Annotated in this window: 21 protein-coding genes and 2 pseudogenes; 8 read left to right on the top strand and 15 right to left on the bottom strand. The window is 61.4% G+C overall.

Annotation, left to right across the window (positions count from 1 at the left end; genetic code table 11):
* Positions 1-82: 82 nt before the first annotated feature.
* The 4 genes from HYH07_RS30355 to HYH07_RS30340 form a co-directional block, all read right to left on the bottom strand.
* A complete protein-coding gene (locus HYH07_RS30355; protein ID WP_312016707.1) occupies positions 83-475 on the bottom strand; it encodes a c-type cytochrome in 393 nt (130 codons plus the stop codon).
* On the bottom strand, positions 472-2,241 hold the full coding sequence (locus HYH07_RS30350; RefSeq protein WP_220005907.1) for a GMC family oxidoreductase: 1,770 nt from the start codon (positions 2,239-2,241) through the stop codon (positions 472-474). The genes HYH07_RS30355 and HYH07_RS30350 overlap by 4 nt, the downstream gene beginning before the upstream one ends.
* Before the next feature lie 24 nt (positions 2,242-2,265).
* A complete protein-coding gene (locus HYH07_RS30345) occupies positions 2,266-2,973 on the bottom strand; it encodes a gluconate 2-dehydrogenase subunit 3 family protein (RefSeq protein WP_220005906.1) in 708 nt (235 codons plus the stop codon).
* Positions 2,974-3,236: 263 nt separating this feature from the next.
* A complete protein-coding gene (locus HYH07_RS30340; RefSeq protein ID WP_220005905.1) occupies positions 3,237-4,244 on the bottom strand; it encodes a LysR family transcriptional regulator in 1,008 nt (335 codons plus the stop codon).
* A gap of 278 nt (positions 4,245-4,522) precedes the next feature.
* Here HYH07_RS30340 and HYH07_RS30335 point away from each other — a divergent pair, with 278 nt between their 5' ends.
* From HYH07_RS30335 to HYH07_RS30315, 5 genes are all read left to right on the top strand, one after another.
* Complete coding sequence (locus HYH07_RS30335) at positions 4,523-5,410, top strand: amino acid ABC transporter substrate-binding protein (protein WP_220005904.1); 888 nt, start codon at positions 4,523-4,525, stop codon at positions 5,408-5,410.
* Positions 5,407-6,123 carry an amino acid ABC transporter permease gene (locus HYH07_RS30330; protein ID WP_220005903.1) on the top strand — a complete coding sequence of 239 codons (717 nt, stop codon included), beginning with the start codon at positions 5,407-5,409 and terminating at the stop codon, positions 6,121-6,123. The genes HYH07_RS30335 and HYH07_RS30330 overlap by 4 nt, the downstream gene beginning before the upstream one ends.
* A gap of 3 nt (positions 6,124-6,126) precedes the next feature.
* Positions 6,127-6,786, top strand: coding sequence for an amino acid ABC transporter permease (locus tag HYH07_RS30325; protein ID WP_220005902.1), 660 nt, complete (start codon positions 6,127-6,129; stop codon positions 6,784-6,786).
* Positions 6,783-7,574: an amino acid ABC transporter ATP-binding protein gene (locus HYH07_RS30320; protein WP_220005901.1), complete on the top strand. Its 792-nt coding sequence runs from the start codon at positions 6,783-6,785 to the stop codon at positions 7,572-7,574. The genes HYH07_RS30325 and HYH07_RS30320 overlap by 4 nt, the downstream gene beginning before the upstream one ends.
* A gap of 178 nt (positions 7,575-7,752) precedes the next feature.
* On the top strand, positions 7,753-8,982 hold the full coding sequence (locus HYH07_RS30315; protein ID WP_220005900.1) for an aminotransferase class V-fold PLP-dependent enzyme: 1,230 nt from the start codon (positions 7,753-7,755) through the stop codon (positions 8,980-8,982).
* Between the two features lie 735 nt (positions 8,983-9,717).
* Here HYH07_RS30315 and HYH07_RS30310 read toward each other — a convergent pair.
* From HYH07_RS30310 to HYH07_RS30300, 3 genes are read right to left on the bottom strand one after another with little or no spacing between them, the layout of a single operon-like run.
* Positions 9,718-10,641 (bottom strand): ABC transporter permease, encoded by a 924-nt coding sequence (locus tag HYH07_RS30310; protein ID WP_220005945.1) that lies wholly within the window; start codon positions 10,639-10,641, stop codon positions 9,718-9,720.
* A 7-nt stretch (positions 10,642-10,648) separates the two neighbouring features.
* A complete protein-coding gene (locus HYH07_RS30305; protein ID WP_220005899.1) occupies positions 10,649-11,428 on the bottom strand; it encodes an ABC transporter ATP-binding protein in 780 nt (259 codons plus the stop codon).
* Positions 11,429-11,480: 52 nt separating this feature from the next.
* The gene (locus HYH07_RS30300; protein ID WP_312016706.1) at positions 11,481-12,473 is read right to left on the bottom strand and encodes an ABC transporter substrate-binding protein; all 993 of its coding nucleotides are present in this window, start codon (positions 12,471-12,473) and stop codon (positions 11,481-11,483) included.
* Between the two features lie 206 nt (positions 12,474-12,679).
* Between HYH07_RS30300 and HYH07_RS30295 the strand changes: the two genes are divergently transcribed.
* The gene (locus HYH07_RS30295) at positions 12,680-13,144 is read left to right on the top strand and encodes a hypothetical protein (protein ID WP_220005898.1); all 465 of its coding nucleotides are present in this window, start codon (positions 12,680-12,682) and stop codon (positions 13,142-13,144) included.
* 41 nt (positions 13,145-13,185) lie between these two features.
* Positions 13,186-13,305, top strand: a pseudogene (locus HYH07_RS30290) (transposase); the annotation flags it as partial.
* 391 nt (positions 13,306-13,696) lie between these two features.
* On the opposite strand, the gene HYH07_RS30285 reads toward HYH07_RS30290, so the two are convergent.
* The 4 genes and pseudogenes from HYH07_RS30285 to HYH07_RS30270 form a co-directional block, all read right to left on the bottom strand.
* Positions 13,697-14,701 (bottom strand): substrate-binding domain-containing protein, encoded by a 1,005-nt coding sequence (locus HYH07_RS30285; protein WP_057740290.1) that lies wholly within the window; start codon positions 14,699-14,701, stop codon positions 13,697-13,699.
* Positions 14,702-14,755: 54 nt separating this feature from the next.
* A complete protein-coding gene (locus tag HYH07_RS30280; protein ID WP_312016705.1) occupies positions 14,756-15,838 on the bottom strand; it encodes an ABC transporter permease in 1,083 nt (360 codons plus the stop codon).
* Between the two features lie 10 nt (positions 15,839-15,848).
* Entirely contained in the window at positions 15,849-16,589 is a 741-nt protein-coding gene (locus HYH07_RS30275; protein WP_220005942.1) for an ATP-binding cassette domain-containing protein, read from the bottom strand.
* A 255-nt stretch (positions 16,590-16,844) separates the two neighbouring features.
* Positions 16,845-17,653: pseudogene (locus tag HYH07_RS30270) on the bottom strand (SDR family oxidoreductase).
* A gap of 501 nt (positions 17,654-18,154) precedes the next feature.
* On the opposite strand from HYH07_RS30270, the gene HYH07_RS30265 reads away from it, so the two are divergent.
* On the top strand, positions 18,155-19,024 hold the full coding sequence (locus HYH07_RS30265; protein WP_220005897.1) for a MurR/RpiR family transcriptional regulator: 870 nt from the start codon (positions 18,155-18,157) through the stop codon (positions 19,022-19,024).
* Positions 19,025-19,105: 81 nt separating this feature from the next.
* On the opposite strand, the gene HYH07_RS30260 is transcribed toward HYH07_RS30265, so the two are convergent.
* From HYH07_RS30260 to iolD, 4 genes are all read right to left on the bottom strand, one after another.
* Positions 19,106-20,176 (bottom strand): Gfo/Idh/MocA family protein, encoded by a 1,071-nt coding sequence (locus HYH07_RS30260; protein ID WP_220005896.1) that lies wholly within the window; start codon positions 20,174-20,176, stop codon positions 19,106-19,108.
* Between the two features lie 44 nt (positions 20,177-20,220).
* Positions 20,221-21,195: a Gfo/Idh/MocA family protein gene (locus HYH07_RS30255; RefSeq protein WP_220005895.1), complete on the bottom strand. Its 975-nt coding sequence runs from the start codon at positions 21,193-21,195 to the stop codon at positions 20,221-20,223.
* A gap of 97 nt (positions 21,196-21,292) precedes the next feature.
* Positions 21,293-22,192 (bottom strand): myo-inosose-2 dehydratase, encoded by a 900-nt coding sequence (gene iolE / locus HYH07_RS30250; RefSeq protein ID WP_220005894.1) that lies wholly within the window; start codon positions 22,190-22,192, stop codon positions 21,293-21,295.
* Positions 22,193-22,198: 6 nt separating this feature from the next.
* Positions 22,199-24,070 carry a 3D-(3,5/4)-trihydroxycyclohexane-1,2-dione acylhydrolase (decyclizing) gene (gene iolD, locus HYH07_RS30245; RefSeq protein ID WP_220005893.1) on the bottom strand — a complete coding sequence of 624 codons (1,872 nt, stop codon included), beginning with the start codon at positions 24,068-24,070 and terminating at the stop codon, positions 22,199-22,201.
* Positions 24,071-24,164 lie beyond the last annotated feature (94 nt).

Raw genomic sequence — 24,164 nt, 5'->3', positions numbered from 1 at the left:
GGTCCGGCTTCAGGCAAAGGGGTGGTGTGTCCGGCGCAAAGATGTGCGCCGGATGTGCATTCGATCGGTCTTTCGCGATGGGTTACTTCAGGCTTTCCAAGTAATTCACGACGTCCTTGCTCTCCTCCGGCGTGGCGAGCCCCCCGAAAGGCATGCGATTGCCGGGAACGACATCCTGGGGATCGGACAGGTATCGCGCCAGCGTCTCCTCGCTCCACACGATCCCGCTCCGCTGCATCGCGCGCGAGTAGCGGAAATTCTGCATCTGGCCGGCCTTACGGCCGACAACGCCATGCAGCGAGGGGCCCTGCTCGCTGCCCTCGCCGGTCGCGCCGTGGCAGGCCGCGCATTGTTCGAACAACGCCTTGCCGGCAACGATATCGGCTACGGCCTTCGTGACGCTTGCTGTCACTCCGAACAGCAGCGCGGCAAGACCGAGCCCAAGATCAAGTCGAAGGATCCAGCGTGTCGTCACAATTGCACCATGGGAGAAGGAGATTTCAGGTAGGTCTTGACCAGCGCATCCGCACACCAATAGGCCGTCGCCGCGGCCGCGGCGGTCGGATTGTAGCCGGCGTTCTGCGGGAACACCGATGATCCCAGCACAAACAGATTGTGCGCGTCCCAGCTCTGCAGATAGCGGTTCACCACGCTGGCCGCGGGCGTGCGCCCCATGATCGTGCCGCCGGTGTTGTGGCTCGATTGGTAGGAGACGACGTTGAAATCGCCTTTGCGCGGCTGCGGCGCGACGATGGTCGCATTCATCGCGCGACCGATGTCCGCCGCCTTCCCGAGCAGATAATCGGCCATCGCGCGATCGTTCTGCGAGAAATTGAACGTCATCCGCAACAGCGGCTGGCCGAACATGTCGCGATAGGTCGGATCGAGATCGATCGAGTTGGCGCGCGATGCATAGTTCATGCCCTCGCACAGCACCATCGCAGTCTTGCGGTACCATTTCGCGGTTTCCCGCTTCCACGCCGCGCCCCATGCGGGCGTTCCGGGTGGAGTTGGGCGGAACGAAATCGGTCGGCCATTGGTGCTGTTCAACGAGATGTAACCGCCGCCGAGGAAGCCGAGATCGGCGTGATCGAAATTGTCACCGTTGAAGTCGTCTACCACCATGCCGAGACCGCCGGCGCCCATGAACGGGTTCAGTTCCTCGTCCTTGAAGAACAGCTGCACCGTCGGCTGGATCTGGTAGCAGTAGTTCTTGCCGACGACGCCGGTGCCGGCGCGGGGATCGTAGGGCTGGCCGATCCCCGATAACAGCATCAGGCGGGTATTGCCGAATACCCAGGCCGAGAGAATGACGATCTCCGCCGGCAGATCGTAAGTCTCGCCGGACCTCAGGTCGATGTAGCGGACCCCCGTCGCGCGTCGGGCCTGCGGATCGTAAAGCACGCGCGTCGCGTAGGCATTGGTCACCTTGCGAAAGCCGGGCGCCTTGCCGAGCGCAGGCGCGAGCGTGCTCAGCGGCGTGGCCTTGGCGTTCGCTTCACATCCGAAGCGATCGCAATGGCCGCAGTACTGGCAGGCTCCGAGCTGGGCCCCTTCCGGATTGCGGTATGGCGCGCTGGAGTTCGAGGCCGGTGCCGGAAACGGATGCAAACCGAGCTCGGTCGCCGCGCGCCGGAACAGCTCGTTGGCGTGAGACGATACCAGCGGCGCATTCGGATATTCGCCGCTGCGGGGCCCTTCGAAAGGATTGCCACCCGCCTGAATCCTGCCCCCGATATTGCCGGCCTTGCCCGACACGCCGCAGAGGGCTTCGAACCGCGCATAATGCGGCTCCAGCTCATCATAGGTGACGCCCCAGTCCTGGATTGTCATATCGTCGGGAATGCGCCCGCGGCCATAACGCTCGGTAAGATGCGTTCTGAGATTGTGGTCCGAGGGAAGGAAGCGGAACGTATTGCCGTTCCAGTGCGTGCCCATGCCGCCGACGCCGTCACCAGGCAGAAAGGCGCCGAACCGCCGAACCGGCCTCGCCTCGTCGTCGAGGCGATGACGCAACGTGACTGTCTCCATCTTCGGGTCCTGCATCAGCTCCTGGCGAACGGAGTAGCGCAGCTCGTCACGGATCGCCGGCAATGCGAAGTCAGCAGCGGGGTCGCGATCCGGTCCGCGCTCCAGCGCCACTACCTCGAGGCCGGCGCGGGTCAGCTCGCGCGCCATGATCGCGCCCGTCCATCCGAGGCCAACAATCACGGCATCCGTCGCCTTCAAGACCTTTGCCATGATGCGCTCCGCTTCACCAACCGATCAGAGGAAATCGGCAATCGAGCGAGGTTCGGCTACGTAGCGTCGCCCCCGATGCTCCTTGATTGCCTTTGCGTAGGTCGCCGGCAGCCCGGGATAGCCGATCATCCGCCACGATGCCTTGCCGCGGTTGCCGCCATAGATCGGATCCGAGAAGAAGCCCTCCATCGAAAGCTGCAGCAACGCGGCCAGGAATGCTCGCGCATCGATGCGCGGAAGAGCGACTTTACCGCCTTCGACCTCCAGCAGCAGCGCCTCCAGAGCGGGCATCGGCAGCTGGCTGACCTGAGCGCCGCGCTGCGCCACCACCCATGCGTCGAGTTCGGCAATGCCGAGCCGGATGAAAGCCAATGGCGCGAGCGGCGACTGCGGCCCGAACCCCGGCTGACCGTTGTACGGGTGGAACGGCCCGTCCTGATAAAGCCGCGCCCCCGCGCCGTAGGCACCAGCGAGCTGCCGATCGATAAAGGCGACCACGCCACACTCAGAACCTGACGGCGACAGGTCATCGGCCGGGATGAAGGCATCGACGACAGCCACCAGGAATTCCGCCTCGCTCGGCGTCAGCGCATAAAGCGGCCCTGCCGTCGCATCGGAGGTCGCGGCGGGGCTGTCCTTCGTGGCAGCCTCCGCCGCCGGCGCGGCAGCCGCTTCGCCGCGTGTGAGCGCAAGAACACCACCTGATGCGATGAAGCCACGTCGGTCGAGCATCGCGTCAGCCCCTTTGCTGCGATTGCGACGATCGAATTATTGCGGCGCGAAATGATTTGTCCAATTCCGAAGACGAATTCGACCATGACAACTTCGCATCATGACGATATCCGCTCATATCGGCGGCACCAGCCGGTGCAATCTGCCATCATAACAAGCAGACGTTGAAACGAATGATGCAGCCGTAAGTCATCGCCACCTGCCGACAACAACAAAGCGTTAGCCAAGCATTCGATTGAAAGTACTGGAGCAGCCTCGCGGGCTTACTGGCGAAGCGTCTGCACGTCCTCGGCGTGAACCGTCGTAGCGATGTCGGGAGGGAAGGCAGCGGGCCCCAGCAGAGCTCCCAGTCCTTCTGTCGTCAACCGGGACCAGAGCTCCTCGGCCTTCTTCGCCAGCCGCTGCGCAGGACGATAGAGCCGAACATCAAGATCGATGGCGAGTTGCGGATCGCCGGTTCGCACCAACTTGCCGCGAATGATGTCGTTATGCGTGGTCGTCAGCGGCAGCCACGCAACACCCAGGCCTGCAAGCGCCATGGTCCTCAGGCCATCGGCCAGAGAGTTGTCGTAGAGACTATGGAGCTGTACCAGATCGGGCCGGCGCGCGATGAGGTCTTCGACCGCCCAGCCGAGCGAGCATTCCCGGCTATAGGCGAGATAGGATGTGGAGAGCCGCGGGTTGAGGTCGAGCCGATGCAGAGGCTTGCCGTCGGCGGCGGGGGCGGAGAGCGGAATGAGCCGCTCCTTGCCGATCGAGATCGATGCGCAGCGCTCGATGGCCAATGGTCGGCCCGCGCCGCGCAGAATCGCTCCTTTCGCATCGACAAGACAGACGACGAAATCGACCCCGCCATCTTCAAACAGGCTGGCGCAGCCCGGCAGATTGTCCGAGGTGACTGACAGTCGGGTGGAGCCGAGCTTCGCCTGGATGGCGAGCAGCCAGCGCGGAAAGAACGTGACGGACAGAATATGCGGGGCCGCGAAGCGGATGCTTCGCAAGCGTTCGTTCTGGTCCTCACGAATCGTGCGGCGAATGCCGTTCAGGCGACCGAGCGCCTCGTTGGCGACATCCAGCAGCTTGTGACCGGCCTCGGTAAGTTCGAGCGGTGCATGGCGGCGATCGATCAGGGGGGCGCCGGCCCAATTCTCCAGCGACTGGATGCGGCGGCTTAGGCCGGACTGCGTGACGTTGCGCAATTCGGCGGCCTTGGTGATGTTGCGCGTCTCGGCGACGACGATGAAATCTTCAAGCCAGCGTATGTCGAGCATCGCACCCTCATGTCAAGGCGGCCGCAGACCGCCTTGACATGATGATGACACGCCGCGCTCGCCTCGCATCATGCGAATTTCGCATCGCAGACCGAGCGATCGGCATTGGCCGAGCCGCAATGCCACGGTTAGTCTCCCCTTGATCCCGGTGCTGTCGATTTCGACCGGACCGGGTGTTGACCTCATCTGGGACATCTCTTGGGACTTCCCGATAGCCGCCGGCCGTGCTGCCGCCGCGGTGAGCGGGGACGTGCGGCCATCATCTTGAGGAGACCTTCATGCAAAGGCGAAGCTTTTGGTGCTGCTCTATTGCCGGCCTGTTGGGCGCGATCGCCTTGGCGGCCCCGGCCCGGGCCTCCGGCCCCGGCGAAAGTCCGATCCTGAAACGGATCGCTGCGCGCAATGCAATCACCATCGGGCATCGCGAAGCGTCCGCCCCCTACTCGTTCATCGACCGTGACCAGAAGGTCGAGGGCTACTCGATCGACCTCTGCATGAAGGCGGTCGAGGCCGTGAAGGCCCGGCTCGAGATGCCGAGCCTCGAGGTCAAATATGTGCCGATCAACACCACGAACCGCATTGCGCTGGTCGCCAACGGCACCATCGACCTGGAATGCGGGACGACCACCAACACCCTGTCGCGGCAGGAGCAGGTGGAATTCTCGCCGATCTTCTACATCACGGGCACGCAGGTCCTGGTCAAGACCGACAACGGCGCCAGGGAAGTCGAAGATCTCAAGGGCAAGCGGGTTGCCGTGCTTCAAGGATCGAGCAACGAGCAGTCCCTGCGGATGCTGAACGATACCGAGAAGCTCGGCATCGAGCTCGTCTATGCCAAGGATCTCGGCGAAGGTGCGCTGCTCGTGGCCAGCGGCCGGGTGGACGGTTTTGCGGCCGATGGCGGTCAGATCAAGGTCTACGCCGCGACAAAGGGGCAGCCGAAGGGAGCGCTCAAGGTGATCGGGCGTCTGCTTACTTACGATCCCTATTCGGCCATGATGCAGCGCGGAGACCTGGAATTCGCCCTGCTGGTGAAGCGCGCCTTCGCCGATGCGTTCCGCTCGGCCGAGGCCGAGAAGCTCTACGCGAAATGGTTCGGCCCGCTCGGCATCGAGATCGAACCCGAGCTCAAGACGGCCTTCGCGATCCAGGCTCTGCCGCAATGACCTATCGCTGGGACTGGAGCGTGCTGGTCTCGGACCCCTATCTCGGCTGGCTGCTGGCAGGGCTGGGATGGACCCTGCTGGTTGCGGGCGCGGCCTGGGTGCTGGCCCTCGCCGTCGGGGTCACGGTCGGTGTGCTCCGGACTTTGCCCAACCGTGCGGCGCGAACGCTCGGCACAGCCTATGTCGAAACCTTCCGCAACATCCCGCTGCTGCTGCAATTGTTCGTCTGGTATTTCGTGCTCCCGGAACTGCTGCCGGCTCCGATCGGCAACTGGATCAAGCGCGAGCTGCCGCTGCCGGAATACTGGACCGCCGTCATCGGCCTCGGCCTGTTCACGGCGGCGCGGGTTGCCGAGCAGACTCGCGCCGGCATCCAGGCGATCGGGCGCGGCCAGGTGCTGGCCGCGGCGGCCAGCGGCCTGACCCTTGCGCAGAGCTATCGTTACATCCTGCTGCCGATCGCCGCGCGAAATGTCCTGCCGCCGCTGACGTCCGAATTTCTCAACGTGATCAAGAATTCCTCGCTCGCGCTGACGATCGGCCTGCTCGAGCTCACCGGTCAGAGCCGCCAGATCGAAAGCGCAACGTTTCACGGCATCGAGGCGTTCACCGCCGCGACGCTGACCTATGTCGTCCTGACGACCGCGGTGATCCTCGTGCTGCGCGCCGTCGAGCGGCTGGTTGCGATTCCCGGTTTGATGGCGCGGGCCTGATCCATGAGCGATTTCGATCCCGATCTCCTCAAGGCCGTGGCGCCGTTTCTCTGGGACGGCCTGCTGACGAGCTTCGGCCTGTTGCTGTTTGCGATGGCCGGCGGCGGGCTGCTCGGCACCCTCCTCGCCGTGATGCGCATCGCCGGACCAAGACCGATCGCCGCCCTGGCGGCCTGCTATGTCAACGGGTTGCGCTCCGTGCCCCTGATCATGGTGATCTTCTGGTTCTATCTCCTGGTGCCGCTGCTGATCGGCCGTGCGATCGGCGCGTTCACATCGGCGCTGGTCGCTTTCGTCATTTTCGAGGCCGCCTATTATGCCGAGATCATACGCGCCGGCATCCAGAGCGTGCCGAAGCAGCAGCTTGCGGCCGCCCTCGCATCCGGGCTGGGCCCGCTGCAAGCCTATCGCTTTGTGATCCTGCCGCAGGCGGTCCGGAAGATGCTGCCTATCCTGTGTTCGCAGAGCATCGCGTTGTTTCAGGACACCTCGCTCGTCTATGTCGTCGGCCTGCACGACTTCATGACGGCGGTCTCCGTGACGGCGAACCGGGAAGGACATCTGGTCGAGTTCTATCTGTTCGCCGTTGCCATCTACTTCACGCTCTGCTTCGTCGCCTCCCAATCGGTCCAGCTCCTCAACAGGCAGTCGGTAAGTCCATGACCATCTCCGCCGTCCGTAAGGCGTCCCCGATCGCACCCGCATCCGTCGAGCGGCCCGCAACCATCGAGATTACGCGGATTTCGAAGAGCTATGGAGCGCTGGAAGTCCTGAACGACTGTTCCATGAGCATTCGGAAAGGCGAAGCCGTCGTCGTCTGCGGACCGTCGGGTTCGGGCAAGTCAACCCTGCTGAAATGCGTCAACGGTCTCGAGACCTTCCAGAGCGGGTCGATCGTGGTCGATGGCGTGTCCGTCGGCGACCGCAACACGGACCTCACCCGGCTCAGAAGCCGGATCGGCATGGTCTTCCAGCACTTCGAGCTCTATCCGCATTTGTCGGTGCTCGAGAACATCACGCTGGCTCAGGTCAAGGTGCTGCGCCGGTCGAAGATCGAGGCCAGTGAAAAGGGCATGGCGCTGCTTCGCCGTGTCGGCCTGGGCGACAAGGCCGGTTGCCATCCGGCCCAGCTCTCGGGCGGCCAGCAGCAGCGGGTCGCCATAGCGCGCGCACTGGCCATGGATCCGATCGCGATGTTGTTCGACGAACCGACATCGGCGCTCGACCCCGAAATGATCAAGGATGTGCTCGACGTCATGACCGAACTCGCGCGCGACGGCATGACCATGATGGTCGTGACCCACGAGATGGGGTTTGCGCGCCATGTTGCCGATCGTGTCGTGTTCATGGACGGCGGACGCATCCTCGAGGATGCCCCGAGCTCCGTCTTCTTCGCACAACCTTCGACCGAGCGCGCACGCATTTTCCTGTCCAAGATATTGCGCCAATGAGATTCCCATCATGATCCGGAGACGCACGCGGCGGTTTTCCCTCGCAACAGGCGCTCCGGGCGTCTGCGCGGAGACCATGCTCGAACAATAACCCGGAGCCGATGACGATTTCGATCTCATCACTCCGGCGGCGGTCGCAAATGATTCGCCGGAACGACACCAAGGAGAGAAACGACCCATGCGTATCGCCCCTTCCCGCGAGCATTTCGACGCAGCCGCATTTCGCGCCGACACGCCCGGCGCTGCAACGGTTGTTCATCTGAACGCGGCCGGCGCCGGACTGCCGCCACGCATCGTGACCGAGACGGTCATGCGTCACCTCGCCGAGGAAGCAAGCGTCGGCCCGCACTGGGCAGCCGCGCGGGCACGGGATGACCTCCATGGCGTCCGTGCCGCCGCCGCCGAACTCCTGCAATGCCGCCCGCACAATGTTGCATTCGGCGGCAGCGCCGGCACGATGTGGGCCATGGCGTTCCTGGCCATGCCGGTGAAGCGGCGTTCACGCGTCCTGGTCGCGCGATCGGAATGGGCCGGCAATGTCCTCAATCTGATGAAGCGGCGTCTGGCCGACGCCATCACGATCGATGTCATGCCGGTCGACGAGCGGACCGGCCGAATTGACGTGAACCGTGTTGCCGATCTGATCGATGAGCGGACTGTCGCGATCTGCCTTCCGGTGGCGGCGAGCGGATTTGGCGTGAGGCAACCCGTGGAGCTCCTCGCCGCGCTGCCGCGGCCGGAGGGATGCCTAGTCCTTGTCGACGGCGCCCAGGCAGTTGGACAATTTCCCGTCGGGATGGCGAATACGGGCGCCGACCTGCTGGTCGCGCCAAGCCGGAAATGGCTGCGCGGTCCTCGCGGCGAGGCCATCATGGTGCTCTCGGATCGCGCCCTGGAGCGGCTCGGCGATCCTCCCGTTTTGAGCCAAGTCGGTTCGAGCTGGACAGCGATCGACAGCTACGCCACGCGCGCCGATGCGCGACGCTTCGAAACCTACGAATTTTCGGTCGCCGGCAGGCTCGGGCTGGGTTCGGCCATCACGCACGTGCTGCGGCACGGGATTGAGAATATTCGTGACCTGATCCGCACGCGCCTCGTCCGTGTCCATGCGGGGCTGACGGCCATTCCGGGCGTGACCGTGTTCGAAGACGACGCGACCGAATCCGCGTTCCTCACATTCACGACCGACGCTCTCGCGCCGGCCGCGCTGAACGATAATCTCGCCGAAGCTAACATCGCGGCGGCGGTGGTCGATCGCGACTATGCGCGGGCGGATCTCGAGGCACGAGGCCTCGAGGCCGTCAATCGCGTCGCACCTCACGCCTACACCAGTGAGGAGGATATCGACCGCTTTCTCGACGCGGTCTCCGTCGCCTCGCGTCGAGCGCGCTGGCGCAATGCAAGCTGACGGCTAAAGCGTGAGTCGGAAAACTGCATGGCCCTGCGCTCCCCCAAGGAGCGACGTCAGGCTATCAATGTCCGCAACCCACGATCCCTTCGCCAGCTCCCGAGAGATCAGCAACATCGCCTGCTTGCGCGAACGACTCGCCAGGCCCGCGCAGGCCGGACTCGAATCCAGCCGGGGTCTTACCTATCTCTCACGCTCGTGACGGACGCGGGATCTTTGCTCGGGCGATCGGTAGTACGAATATATTCCGTCAAAAACATTCACAGAGCAAGCGGACCATGCCGTGAGCCGCATCGACCACTGTCGGCGCAGTTCTTGTATCCTCGGCCCAGCCCTTGAGCATCGACCTGACCTCGCAACTGCGATAGAAGCGGCCGCATCAGTCTGGCGGCACGACCGGCATATCGATAGGTTGCCCCGAGAGCATCCAGCGTGAGCTTATCTTCCGATTTCAAAACACAAATATGCGGTGAAATGAACGGCAGGAAGTCAGCACCCTGCTTTCGGTTCATTGCTAGTGATCGCATCGATGAGGCCTTATCAGCTAGCCGATTCGGGTCGAGACCCCACCCCAAAACACACAACTCGCCGGGGCATGGCGGCAAGAGCGGACGGCGCGTCGTCTCCGCCCTCATCGCCACCGCCTTCGCCCGGGACGATCTTGGGGCGGCGTGAGCACAATGGCGGCGCATCGCCGCGAGCCTTGGAAGTTGTGAAATCGAATATATTGGGCCTCTATTCGCGGACTTCCTCGCGGGCGGGTGCAGCGCCGCGACCGAATTTCAAGGTGGGAAGCGCGAGCATGATCAGCACGAACAGGCCGGTCGCCAGTTTCAGGTTCGGTGGCGGCATGTTGGCGGAAAGACAAAGCGAGACGAGCAGATAATAGGCAATGGCGCCAACGAACGGCGCCAAGATCTGGCGCGGCACACTGGAGCGGCCGACGATTGCCTCGCCGATGATCAGCGCCGCAAGGCCATTGATCAAAATCCCGAGGCCCATATTGACGTCGGAAAACCCTTGCGACTGCGTCATCAACGCGCCACTGAACCCGGAGAATGCCCCGGCCACGCCGATGCCGCCGACGGTTGCGAACCAGACGCTGATCCCCTGCGCCTCGGCCATGTCAGGATTGGCGCCGACCGAGCGAAAGGCGATGCCTTTCTCTGTCTTGAGATACCAGACGAGCGCGAGAGTGACGACGATGGCCAAACATGCGGTGACGCAAATTTTGAACTGCGTATCGGATAGCCCAACCGCATCCGCGGCCTCGAAAATCGAATTCGCGTTAGCGACCGACTGGTTTGATTTGCCCAAGACGGCCAAATTGATGCTGTACAGCATGGTCGTAACGATGATGCCGGACAGGAGCGTGTGAATCTTGAACCGCAAATGGATCAGCGCAGTACTGCAGCCGGCGAGAAAACCGGCGCCCGCACCGACGAGAATCGCCGGGATCGGCGGCACGCCGACATTCAGCGCCACCGCAGAGACGCATCCGCCCAACGGATAGGCGCCCTCGCTGGTCAAATCTGGAAATTGCAGCATACGGAACGGGATCATCACGCCGAGAACGACAAAACTTAAGACAAGGCTTTGCGCGAGCGTGGCCGGCACGATCTGCAGGAACGTCGAGAATGTATTGGCGATATAGTCAATCATCGTCTTAGTTCCGCAGCAGCAGCCGATCGTCTTGACGGGAGAATTTCTGAATCAAGTCGGACACAGTCAGCTTTTGCTCCGGCCGCTTTTCAATTTCGAGCTGGACCTTGCCGCCGTCGAGCATGATGATCCGGTTGCCGTAGTCGATGGCGTACTGCAGGTTATGCGTAACCATCAACGTCGTGATCCGAAATGCCGCGATCGCCTTGACCGTAGCCGACATCACGCGGTTGGCAGTGATCGGGTCAAGAGCGGCAGTATGCTCGTCAAGCAGCAAGATGTCGGGCTTGCCGCCGGCCGCCATAACCAGAGACACGGATTGCCTTTGCCCGCCAGACAGAAGATCCATCCGTGAGCCGAGCCGATTTTCAAGGCCGAGGCCCAATACCGATAGGCGCTCCCTGTAGTTTTGCAACCGCTGTTGCGTCAGGGCGATCTTGATCTTGCGGGTCTGATCTCGCAATTCCGCGAGCAGCATGTTTTCTGCAATGGTCATGCTTGCGGCCGTCCCGCGCATCGGATCCTGAAACACGCGTGCGACATAACGAGCGCGCTTGTGCACAGGCATGGCCGTTACGTTCTGCCCGTTGATCAGGATAGAGCCGCTATCGATCGTCAGAGCGCCCGAGACCGCGTTTAGCATGGTGCTTTTGCCGGCACCATTCGATCCGATCACGACCACGAAATCGCCGGGCTGGAGGTTGAAAGTCAGCCCGTTGAGTGCAATCTTCTCAGCCGACTGTCCACGATTGAACGTTTTCCGAACGTCGACGATCGAAAGCACGCTCTGCTCCACAATGATGAAAAGGTCGCCTTTCCAGGCCGCCTTCGTGATCTCAATCGACGAAGCAATTGCAATCTTTCAGAGCCGCCGGAATGTCCATTTTGAAGGATTTGAAAGCCTTCTTAGATGCGAAAGTCTGGTGTTCCGCAAGCGTCGGCACGCTGACAGCGATCGTTGCGGGATCGGCTCCCTTCAAGAGTTGTGCGGCGATCCGGCCCGCATTCTCGCCGACCTGCAGATAATTCACGGATGTCGTCGCGACGGCAAGACCTTCCTTCACCGAGGCATCGTCAGGCGACAGAACCGGAATCCCAGCTTCGCGGGCCGCGGACGCAATAGCAGGCGCCGCAGGCTGCAACAGGTTCGAGGCCGGCACATAGATGATGTCTGCTTTACCCTTCAGCGACGCGATGCGTTGCGGAATATCGTTGGTGCTGTCAACGCCGACCGAAGCGAATTGCAAATGCGCCGCGACCGCTGCGTCTTGCATGAATTTAACGGCAGCCACGTCGTTTGACTCACCGGGGTTGTAGGGAACGCCGATGGTTTTGACGTTCGGCAGCACCTTGCGCGCAAGCTCCGTCACGGCGGCGCCGCTCTGCAAATCGGAGGCGCCAGTGATCCCCGGCCCACCTTTTTTCCAGTCTGGAACAAGGCCTGCAGAAACCGGATCGGTGACAGCGGCGAACACCTGCGGAATTCTCTTGTCCTTCAGCGTGACTTGCGCCGTTTGCGACACCGGTGTGGTGACGGTGAGGAGAAGCTGCGGTTTTGCGGCGAGTAGTTTCGCGAGCATCTGTGGCAGGAGGGTGCGATCGAAGTTGGTATGGCTCTCGTTGAAGACGACGTCCTTTCCGTCCGCGAACCCGCTTTCGGCGAGGCCCATTTTGAATCCTTTGATCGTCGCGGCGAGATCGGGATGTTCCCCGAAATTGGCGATCGCCACCCGGATCGGATCGGCGAGCGCAGCCCCGGCGCTGACTAAAACCGTCGCAGCCGTGGCTGCGGCACAGACCAACTTCTTGATTGTTAATGGTCTATCCACGAACCACTCCCACTCGACTTTTTCTCATGTCCCTGCGGTAGTAATCACTGAAGTATACAACCTAACTACTTTATATTCGTTGCCATTGCAATGCCGTTCATGTGAGAGCCAGACTCGGTTCGGTACCGGTCTATTTCCTCCCAACGGCAACCGATTGAGCTAGGAAATGCAGAGGCTGCGCTTGCGTCCCGCCCGATCGAACGCGCTTGGTTGCTACGTTCCGTGGCCGTTTCTCGCGCGGAACGCCACCAAGTAGCTTTCACGATTCGTTATCAGAGGAATGCCGCTTAAATTCCGGGGAAAGCGTCTGCATCGGCATCCTCTTTTGCAAGCGACGCCTTTGCGCGTCGAGGGTAATCGAACACGTCGTCACGCGAGCCCTGCTCAACGATCTTGCCGCCCTGAAACCGGCAAGCCCGACCTCCTCCAGCATCGTCTCGACGCGCTTGTCGCGTTCGGCCGGCGTCAATTTCGGCACGTGGCGCAACGGTTCGGGCGGCGATCTCGCCGACGCGCATGCGCGGATCGAGCGAGGAATAAGGATCCTGGAACACGAGCTGCGAAGCCAGACGGAAGTCCGATCGATGGTCGCAGTAACGTCCCTGCCCCGGAACGTTAGCCAATCGGACGGGGATCGGCGGAGATTGAACGAAGCCGCTGGCGAGGATTGAGGATTTTCAGAGCCAAATTCCTTCAGACAGGAGGTTTGCCGATGGGCCAGCTCAGCCCTCTGCGCCGACCCATGATGGAGAATATGACTGTCCGCAATCTGTCGCCGGCGACGCAACGATCGTATCTCAACGCGGTATCGTACTTTGGCCGCTATTTTGGATCGGATCGTCATGCCGGCGACTTCGATCTCGATGATCCCATGGCGATCGGATCACTTGCGCTCGTCCGGAATCCGATCACTGGCCAAAATGGACTTCGCAAACAGTGAGTTCAAAACCGCGGTGGCCTGCTGCGCGAACCAAGCCTAGCGCTGCCAATCGTTGTCGATTACCTCGGCCATTCGGCTTTGCTCTCAAAGTTCCGGCGGGCGCCATATCTGCGCCTGAGTCCATGTGATACGGGGAGCCGGCAGCCGGAAACGTGCGGCCAGGGCCTGGCACTTAGACCAGCCCGTGCGCCGACGTTTCTGGCTACGCCGTCTCCGACAATGGAACCAGTTTCGACGAACTTCTCAGCGGGCCAGCTCCCTTGCCCGCTGCCGTCCATCCAAACTACTTTGCGATGCAGGTATCGACGTTCTTGGAAGTGCAAACGTCAAGACCCGTATAGGTCGGATCTTTAGGCGGAGCCTTGCCTTCCTTGACGTCCTTCAAAGCGAACATGGTCTTGTAGCCCATCTCGAACGGACGCTGCCCGACTTGGCCGAGCGACAGCCCCTCCTTCATCTGATCGATCTGAACCGGCAGCGTATCGGCAACCACCAACGCCAAGTCCTTCTTGCCGATCTTGTCCTTGAAGGGCGCGACCGCAGCGCGATTAGCGTCCGGCACGAATTGCGGGAAACCGCCCGTCGGCGTGAACGCGTCCAGGCTCGGGTTCTTTGCCATAATGTCCTGGAATTGCTGCACCGACAGAGGGAAATCATCGTTGGTGTAAAGCGGGCAGCCCTCGATCTCCTTCCAGCCATTCTGTCCGGTCAGCCGCTCCCCGGGCGATTGGGCGGATTCCTTGCCTGAGAGCGTGTCACGGATACCCTTCATGCGCTCGTTGTGGTTGGCTGCAGCTGCGCCGCCGGACTGGATACAGATCGTGCCCCCCTTCGGCTTGATGGTCTGCACGATCTTGGCGATGTTGACGCCGATCTCGTAGTTGTGGGTGCCAATATAGGCAAGGCGCAGATCCTTGTTCTCGGGGAGAACGTCGGAGTCCCAGGTCAACACGGGAATGCCGGCGCCCTTGGCGGCCTGCAGCGCAACGGCCATCGCCGCCGCGTTGGCCGGTGCCACGGCAATGCCGTCCACCTTCTTGGCCACAAGGTCCTGCACGATCTGCACCTGCTCCTCGCCGCCGCCATGCTCTCCGGGGCCGATATACATGCACTGGAACGCGCCCTTGGACTCGGCTTCCGCCTTCTTGCAGCCGTCCCGCGCCTGATCGAAGAACGGATTGTTCATGTTTTTGGGAACGAGCGCAAAGGTGAACTTCTGCTGTGCGCTGGCCTGTCCTCCCAACAGCGCTGAAAACGCCACGGCGGCCATCAATAAATGCTTATGCACGTTCTCCTCCCTTTTTGTTGACTCCAAGTCTCCGACCTGATTGCCATCGGATTTCTAACTACGCTTCCAAACAATCCACTCGCGGATCGCAGCAAGAAGCGACGTCCCGCTCGTCTGCATGCCGAGCAGCACGGCAATGACGATGAACATGCCAACGAACGCGCCTTGCCAGTTCGAATCGATGCCGGCCATCAGAAGCGCGTTGCGAATGACCTCGAGGAACGCCGAGCCGATCACGGCACCGAAGGCGGTCCCATAGCCGCCCATCAGATTGGCGCCGCCGATGACCGTGCCGGCGATCACACGAAGCTCGTAGCCGGTGCCCATCGCGTTGATGGCCGAGCCGCTGTAGCCGAGGAGCAGCAGCGAAGCAATGGAAGCCGTGAATGACGAAAACAGGTAGGCTTGAAACTTGATCCAGTCGACCGACACGCCGGTCAGGCGCGCGGCGTTTTCGTTGGAGCCGAGCGCATAGAGGTGGCGCGCCCAGGCCGTGAATATGAAGACGGCGCCAAGAATGAATGCAAGGATCAGCATCACCCAAAAATGGGATGAGAGCTCGGGAATCCAGCGTGGAGCCCAGCCAGCTGGCGCATGGAGCGGCCACTTCGCCTGGCCGATCGCCCTGACGATCGGCGCGTCCGGACCAAACTGGTAGAGCATCTGGTTGCCGGACAGCACCACGGCCAGCGAGCGCGCGATCGACAGCATGCCGAGCGTCACGACGAAGGACGGCATGCCAACATAGGCAACGAAGAAGCCGTTGAAGGCCCCACACGCCAGCCCCGCAAGGAGTCCGGCTGCGAAGGCGACATACCAGGAATGATGCCAGGTCAGCAGCAACCCGGTGACAATGGCAACGAGCCCCATCACCGAGCCGACAGACAGATCGATGCCCCCCGTGATGATGACAACAGTCATGCCAAGGCTCATGATCGCAAGCGGAGCGAAGTTGCGCGTGATGTTCGTGACGTTGTCCGTGGTGCCGAAGCTCGGCTCCAGCCAGGTCATGAAGATCACCAGAGCCAAGAGTGCGGCTGCGACCCAGATTGCCTGATTGGCCATCAGGCGCTGGAAGGTGGTCTGCTCGCGAATGCTGACGACATCACTGATTGCGGCGTGTGTTTCTTCTATCACTTTGGCAGAACTAGGCTTCACGGATCGCCCCCGTAATCAGGCCGGTGATCTGCTCCGGCGAGGTCGTCGCGGTTTCCTTGTCGGCCACCTTTGAGCCACGCCGGAGCACAATGATACGGTCGCAGACGGAAAACACGTCAGGCATGCGATGGCTGATCAGCATCACCGATACTCCGCGAGACTTCAGCCGGCGGATAAGTTCGAGCACCTCGGCGACCTGTCGCACGGAAATGGCGGCTGTCGGCTCGTCCATCAGGACGAGCTTGGCATTAGACAGCCGGGCTCGGGCAATCGCAACAGCCTGGCGCTGCCCCCCCGACATCTTCTTCACGAGGTCCCGGGGACGCGTTTCCGATTTGAGCTCCGCGAAGAGCTCGCCGGCGCGCCCGATCATCGACTGCTTGTCGAGGATGCGGAACGGCCAGAAACCCTTCTTGATTTCGCGTCCGAGGAAGACGTTCTCCGCGGCCGTGAGGTTGTCGGCGAGCGCGAGCTCCTGATATACAACTTCGATACCCTCGGCCCGGGCCTCGATCGGCCTGTGGAAATGGCATGCCTTGCCATCGACGACGATGGCGCCCTCGGTCGGCGGGAAGTTTCCGGCAATCAGCTTCACCATGGTCGACTTGCCGGCGCCGTTGTCGCCCATCAGCCCGACCACTTCCCCCGCATCAACCGAAAAGCTGACATCGGACAGCGCCCGAATAGCACCGAAGCTCTTCGAGATGCTTCGCACATCGAGCAAAGCCACGCGTTCCCTCCATGCGGTGGCGGCTCTATCCGGCCGCTTCACATCGTTCTTTTTGCAATCAATATTGCATGGCCTGCAATCCTGCAACACCTATTTCACATGCTGGCGAGGGCTCTTGCATGGACGCTCATGGCGGCTTGGCCAGAATGCGTGGACATCGCGAGTGTAGGAAGACCACGTCCAGCTTGCCTGGCGCGATGCCGTCCATGCCGTCGCCCGCTAGTCGCAGAGTAAAGCCAATGGCCTCGAAACCTCTCAGAGCGGGGCTTCCGGGTGCGTGATGCATCATAGGCGCCCCAGATGCTTTGATCGAAGTTGATCGTGGCCCCCGTCATCATCCCAGACTCATCACAGGACAGGAACGCGACGGCGCGCGCCACCTCGGTGGGATCGAGCAATCGGCCGAAAGGCTGCCGCGCGGCGGCTTCTTCGAGCCAACTCGCGGACCGGCCATGGTAGACCTCCTGCGTGTTGAGCTCGCCTTCTGAGGCCATCCAACCAATGTTGAGACCGTTCACACGGATGCGGTTGCGCAGCAGCGCATGGGCAGTATTTCGCGTCAGCGTGTCGAGCGCGCCTTTCGATGCGCAATATGCCGCAATGAAAGACTGGCCACCCATCGCCGACATTGAAGAGACGTTGACGATCGTTCCCTGCACTTTGTCGCGGCGCATCAGCTTGATCGCGTCCTGCATCAGAAAGAACGGGGCACGCGCGTTGACGGCGAAGATCTTGTCAAATAATTCTGGGCTTGTATCGATGATGGTGCCGCGGCTCGTATCACCCGCAGCATTCACCAAGGCGTCGACGCGCCCGAAGGCCCTGTCCGCCTCAGCAACGACTCTGGCGCAATCCTCGGTCTTCGTCAGGTCAGCGCGCACAAACACCACGGCTGCGCCCGTGGCTGTGGCGATTGCATCGGCCTTTGCTCGCCCCTTCGCCTCGTCACGACCACACGTGACGATGCCCTGCGCGCCGCGCTCGGCGAAGAGTTTGGCGATGGCGGCACCGAGCCCCTGGGTCCCGCCCGTGACAATCGCGATCTTTCCATGCATCGAAGTCATTTGGGTTCTCCAAGAGTCGGCCTGAGCGCTGCTCGGCGTGTCGCTGCTGCTCGACGCCAAAGGGACCTCAAGGTTCACGCGATATTGCGAACTCCGACCTTCTTTCCGGTCCTGCCGGACTCGACCGCTGCGTCCGCGAGCATGAGCGCGCGGTATCCGTCGTCGAATGTCGCTTGGGACGGCGCAGCGTCGCGAACGCCCGCAATGAATGCCGACGAATGTTCGATTTGCTTGCAAGAGTTATTGCGGATATGCATAAGTGTCAATAACTGTTCGCCGGCGCTATCGATGATGTGCTCCGCCGCCAGGGATGGTGATGCGAGGGCGCGCGAGTCTCTTTGGTCCTTGACCCGTCCGGTCAACGGCCAGGCTGTGCAGCTGGATACTCGACCAAATGCCGACGCCCTGGCGCTTGTGAATTTTTGGAGAGGACAACGTTCCGAACGAGAGTGAAGTTGTCAGCATCCGCACACGATGAAACCAGTGACGAGAGCACATTAAATGCAGGGCGTGAAGACACCGGAAGACTATGAGGAATTGATCCGTGTCATCCACGATCGCCATGATGACATGAGCAAGTCTTATCAAAAGATTGCCGTTTATCTGACCCAGAACCCGAATGATGTCGCGGTCCTGTCGGTAAACGCAATCGCCGATCGCTGCGGCATCCACGCCTCAAGCTTCGTGCGCTTCGCCCAGTCACTTGGCTATGAAGGTTTCAAGGAGCTGCAGGCCTTATTTCAACGGCGCCTGTCAACCGCCGCCCCGGGTTTCGAGGCCCGCATCAAAGCTCTGGACATCGAGTTGGGTGCCCGCGCCGATCGTAGCGAAGTTGGTTTCCTGCGCGACCTGGTAGTTCGGGACATTGCCTCCCTTCAGGACATGCTCGCGGACATTTCGCCGAAAGCTCTCTCGGACGCGGTCACCCTCCTTGAAAAGGCCGATTCCGTTTTTCTGATCGGGCAATTGCGTTCGGCGCCTGTCGTCGAATTCCTTCGTTACATATTGACCATGCTGGGAAAGCGCTGCGTTTTGCTCGACGCAGGCGGCGGACTCGCGACACACATCGGGCGCACGATCCGCAAGAAGGACGTGCTCTTCGCGGTATCGTTCCGGTTCTACGCCAACGAGGTCGTCAATGTCGTGGACGAAGCCGGGCGCAAGGGGATTCCGATCATCGCGATATCGGATAGCACACTGTCTCCGCTGGCAAAGAGTGTCCGCGTTCTGTTCGCCGTCCCCGAGCATGAATACACGTTTTCACGTTCCCTTGCCGCTCCGATGTGCCTTGCCCAGGCCTTGACGGTGGCGCTGGCAGCAAGACTGCAGAAGGACATCAACCCGCGGATCCCAACAGTTACTAATCAATAACACAACTCGAGGTGGCTTGCGGTGGCTCAGTCACGTTCTCGACTTTCGTCATCCGGCAAGGCCCGAACGGCACGCAGCGCCTCACAAAACAAGTCGCCGATCGGTTGCTGGGATCTTTCGCACCATGTCGGCCGTTGGATGGCGGCCACGTGGAGGTGATGCAATGGATTGTGGCTGTCCGGTCAGGGCCGCTTTTTCAATTGCGACCAGCGCGCGCAAATCCGCCAGGCCCTCCTCGCCATCAGCCTCCGGCGGCGTTCCACGCTCGATGCAATCTGAAAAGTATTCCGCCTGGGCACCAAAGTGGTCGATCTGCGGGAAGGTGATTTCTCGGACATCGCCGTCGCGGCGCAAGCGCAGTTTTGTTGCAGTCTCGAACCTGAAGCCGGGGTCGAGTTCGAGATCGCCCGACGTTCCGACGACCCGATAAGTGTCTACGGCAGTGGCCCCGAAGCTGGCGACGAATTGCGCCAGACCGCCAGAAGGAAAACGCAGTAAGGCTGCGACGGATGCTTCCACTTCGCGAAAGCGCGGATCATCGATCGGTCGGTTGACCATGGCCATTGCCTCGATCGGCTCCTCGGCAAAGATGTGACGAGCCGCATTGACGCAGTAGACGCCGACGTCCTGGAGCGGGCCACCCCAACTCGCAGCTTTAAGTCTGTGGTTGCCTGCCGCTGCCTGGAAGCTGAAAATCGATTGAAAGAAAAGCGGTTGGCCGATCGCGCCGCTGCGAATGTGCTCGAGAACCGCGACGGTTCCGGGTTCGTTGTGGAGCCTGTACGCCGTCATCAGAAATACGCCGGCTTCACGCGCGGCGGTGATCATGGCGAGAGCATCCTTTTCACTTGTGGCCAGCGGCTTCTCAACCAAAACGTGCTTGCCGGCTCGAGCTGCCCGAATTGCGTAGTCTGCATGCAAGTCGTTGGGCAGAGCAATATACACTGCATCGATCTCAGAGCTTCTTAGAAGCGCATCGTATCCGTCATAGTCGGCGATCCGGCCGACACCATAGAAATCCGCCAAACGGGCGGCCTTGTCTCGATCGCCCGTCACGATCGCGCTGACCTTTGAGTTTGCGGACTGCGCAACCCCTGGCAGGAAGGCTTGCTGCGAAATCCAGCCCGCGCCGACAACTGCATACTTGATCATCGTTTCCTCTCCCGGGTCCAGCGGGTAACGGCGTTCGCTCGCCATCAATCATACAACGGAGGACGCGGTCCATATTTCAGGGTTGCCACACCCCCTCCGGCGAGTGCCTCAGCGACTTGCTCCGCAATGGCCGAGGCGACATAGCCATCCCATGCGCTCGCTCCGACTGAGGCACCGGTTTTCACTGCGCTGACCCAATCGGCCATCTGCCTGCGGTATGCCTCTTCGAACCTAGGCACCCAATTGTCCGGATACGAAAGACCACCAGCTCGGTCCCTGTTCAGCAACGTCAGCGATGCCGGAGCCAGCGATATCGTGCCTTGCCGACCTACCAACTCGACATGGACGTGATAGCCGTAGCTGGCGTTTACGAAAACCTCAGTCGAAACAATCTCGTCCTTGTCGGTTTTCATCATGATCATGAGGGGTTCGCCGCCCGGCCCCGCTTCTACGTGCGCAGAAACCATCTCCGATCCCAGGAGCCAACGACTAACGTCGATCTCGTGGACAAACGAATTCGTGATGGCCATCGGGCCGTTGAACCAATCCGGCGCGCGAGCATTGCGGTGCACGTTGTGCAATAGCACGGCCCTACCCAAGTGACCGGCGTCTTTGGCCCGCTTGATCTCCCGATAGCCAGGGTCAAACCGGCGCATGTATCCGACCTGAATGAGCCTACGTCCCAAACCGACTTCTGCCTGCACCACGTCCAGGGCATCAGATGCTGAAGACGCCAACGGCTTTTCGCAGAGAACCGGCTTGCCCGCCGCGATGCATGCGCGTGTTAGCGACGCGTGTGTCGAATCGGGAGATGCAATCACGATCGCGTCGATCTGATCCGATGCGATTAACGATTGAGGATCCGAAAAGACGGTTGCTCCAGAGGCAACTGCCTGCGCCCGAGCCACGTCCGCATCAAAAATCCCCGCAAGATGGGCACCGGGGGTCTCATGTCGGAGTATCCGAGCGTGCTCGGCGCCCATCACACCTGTTCCGATAATTCCTATCCCGATGCTCATTTCGTCTCCACACCCAGTCTCGTGCCAATATTGTCCCGCCAATCCAGGGCAAGACCGCGGCGGTTCCTGGAATGCGGCGACACCCGATCCATGCGGTTCATGGCACGACCTCATAACCGGCCGACGCCATCAAGCGGATCAGTTCCGCGTGCCCTTTCCTGGCCATTTCCAACGGCGGACTGATCCTCGGGTCCTGCTCCGCTTCGACGACGAACCACCCCTCGTAGCCATAGGACGCGAGACGGGCGATGATCGCGACAAAGTCGAGCGAGCCATCGCCTGGCACGGTGAACGCCCCTTTCACCACCGCGTCGAGGAAACTCTCCCGCATCCGGTCGAGTTTCTCAATGACGCCGCTGCGGACGTCTTTGGTATGCACATGACTGATGCGGGAATGATGCTTGTCGATCACACGCAAGAGGTTGCCGCCGGCAAAAGCCATGTGGCCTGCATCGAACAGCAGCGGTAACGCCTCTCCCGAATTCGCCATGAGCAGGTCGAGTTCAGCTTCGGTCTCGATCGCTGCAGCCATGTGGTGATGGTAGGCGATCGGCATTCCCTGCCCCGCGCACCACTCGGCGAACGCCGTCATCTTGCGTCCATAGGCCTTCATCTCCTCGTCCGAGAGCCTCGGTTTGGTCGCGAGCGGCGCGGAGCGATTGCCCTGAATCGAACGCGCAGTTTCGCCGTAGACGATGCAGGGCGCCTTCGCCGCAATGAAGAAGTCCATCTGGGCGCGAATGCGGTCCTTTTCTCGCTCGATGTCGCCGTCAAGCAGAAGGCCGGAGAACCAGCCGCCGCACACGGTAATCCCAAACCGGGCGAGTATCGGCCCGAGTTCCGTCATGTTCATTGGGAAACGCCGACCGGTTTCCATTCCCGTGAAACCGGCGACCCTCGCCTGACGCAAGCACTCCTCCAGACTCACGTCATCGGATAGCTCCGCAAGATCGTCGTTCCACCAGGCAATGGGGGCGATTCCGAGTTTCGCTTTCATGGCTCATCACACTCCGATGCGCTGCTTCGCGCGGATAGCTTCTTGTTGCTTGCGCGCACTTCGAACCGCCTCGCGCGAGGATACTTCGGGGACGCCGACGTCCCAGTCGGCGTCGCCAGGAACCCACGAATACGCATCCGAGGCGATCGTAAGCACCGTGGTGCGATCGTTGCCTTTGGCCCATTCGAGCGCTGCAACAAGGTCGGCAAGGCTCTCGCAACGCCGTGCAGCCGCGCCCATCGACTCGGCGTGCTTGGCAAAATCAACGTGAGGAGGATTGTCGCGATTCTGAACCCGACAATCGGTCAACAGATTGTTGAAGCCTGGCACGCCCTTGAATTGTTGCAGCCGGTTGATCACTGCGAACCCGCCATTGTCACAGACCACAACGATCATCTTGTGGCCGCTCAGAACCGTCGAGTAGATGTCCGAGTTCATCATCAAATAGGTGCCGTCGCCGACCATCACGATGGGCGTGCCGCCGAGCCCGCCTGGCCCGGAATTGGCCATTGCATGGCCCCAACCGGCGGCGATCTCGTAGCCCATGCAAGAGAAGCCGAACTCGAGATCAAATGTATTCGGCGCCTTGACGCGCCAGCCCTTTGTCACTTCTCCCGGGAGACCGCCGGCAGCCGAAATCAAGGTATCTCTCTCGCCGGCGGACGCGTTCACCGCCTGGACTATCTGCGCGTAGGTCGGTACCGGAGCATTGCTGGCGGCCTGCAATGACTCGAGCAGTGCGTCCCATTCTCTGAAGAGCATCTGGGCACGCGTCATGTGGACGGGGTCGACTCGCCACGCGCCGAGCTCCCCATCCAGCTCTGCGACCGTCTCCCGCGCATCGCCTACCACCGCTAGCGCACGATGCTTCACCGCATCGAACCTGGCCGCGTTGATCGAGATGAAGCGCGCGCCCGGGCTGAAAGCGGTCCACGAACCCGTCGTGAAATCCTGAAGACGCGTTCCGATCGCAAGGATCACGTCGGCTTCGGCTGCTAGCGTGTTCGCTGAGGTTGAGCCGATAATTCCGATCGGGCCCGCATGGGCCGGGTGATAGTGGGTCACGGCGCCCTTGCCGGCGATCGTCTCCAAAATAGGAATTCCACGCTTGACCGCGAAATCCGCGACGGCATCTCCCGCCAGCGAGTAGCGCACACCGCCGCCGGAGATGAGGATCGGCTTCTTCGCAGCCTTGAGCAGCGCGGCTGCCTCCGCGAGTTTCTGACGGTCGGGACGCGCTCGCGGAATGGTCCAGGTTCGAGACTCGAAGAAGGCCTCGGGGTAGTCGAATGCCACCTCCTGTGTGTCCTGGGGCAGAGCGAGAAAGGCCGGGCCACAGTCAGCCGGATCGAGCATCGCGGCGACCGCCTGTGGAAGCGAAGAAATGATCTGCGCGGGATGGGTGATCCGATCCCAGTAGCGCGTGACCGCCTTGAAGGCGTCGTTTACGGTAACGGTCGGGTCGCCAAAATGCTCGACCTGCTGAAGAACCGGATCCGGCAGCCGGTTGGTGAACGTATCGCCAGCTATGAGAAGAAGCGGCAAGCGATTTGCGTGAGCTGTTCCCGCTGCCGTCACCATGTTCAGCGCGCCGGGACCAATGGACGACGTCGCGACCATGATTTGCCGCCGAAGCTTGCCCTTGGCAAAACCGACGGCTGCCAACGCCATCGACTGCTCGTTCTGCCCGCGCCATGTGGGCAGACGATCCTGCACAGCCTCCAGCGCCTCGGACAGGCAGGTTACGTTCCCATGACCAAAAATACCGAACACGCCGGCGAACAGGGGCACGCGAACACCTTCGATCTCGGTGAACTGCTGTGTCAGCCATCGCACCACGGCCTGGGCCATGGTGAGTCGGATTGTGGCGCCTGTCATGTGATGTCCTCCCTCGACAGTTTGGGAGAAGCATAGCCTCCTGCATTAAATATTGACAATCATATTTTTTAGCAACAACTATTGCTAAAGACGG

The organism is Bradyrhizobium sp. BR 10261 (assembly GCF_019455395.1).
GTDB classification, from domain to species: domain Bacteria; phylum Pseudomonadota; class Alphaproteobacteria; order Rhizobiales; family Xanthobacteraceae; genus Bradyrhizobium; species Bradyrhizobium manausense.
Note: the sequence above shows the minus strand (reverse complement) of the source record. Positions and strands in the feature narration are given on the sequence as shown.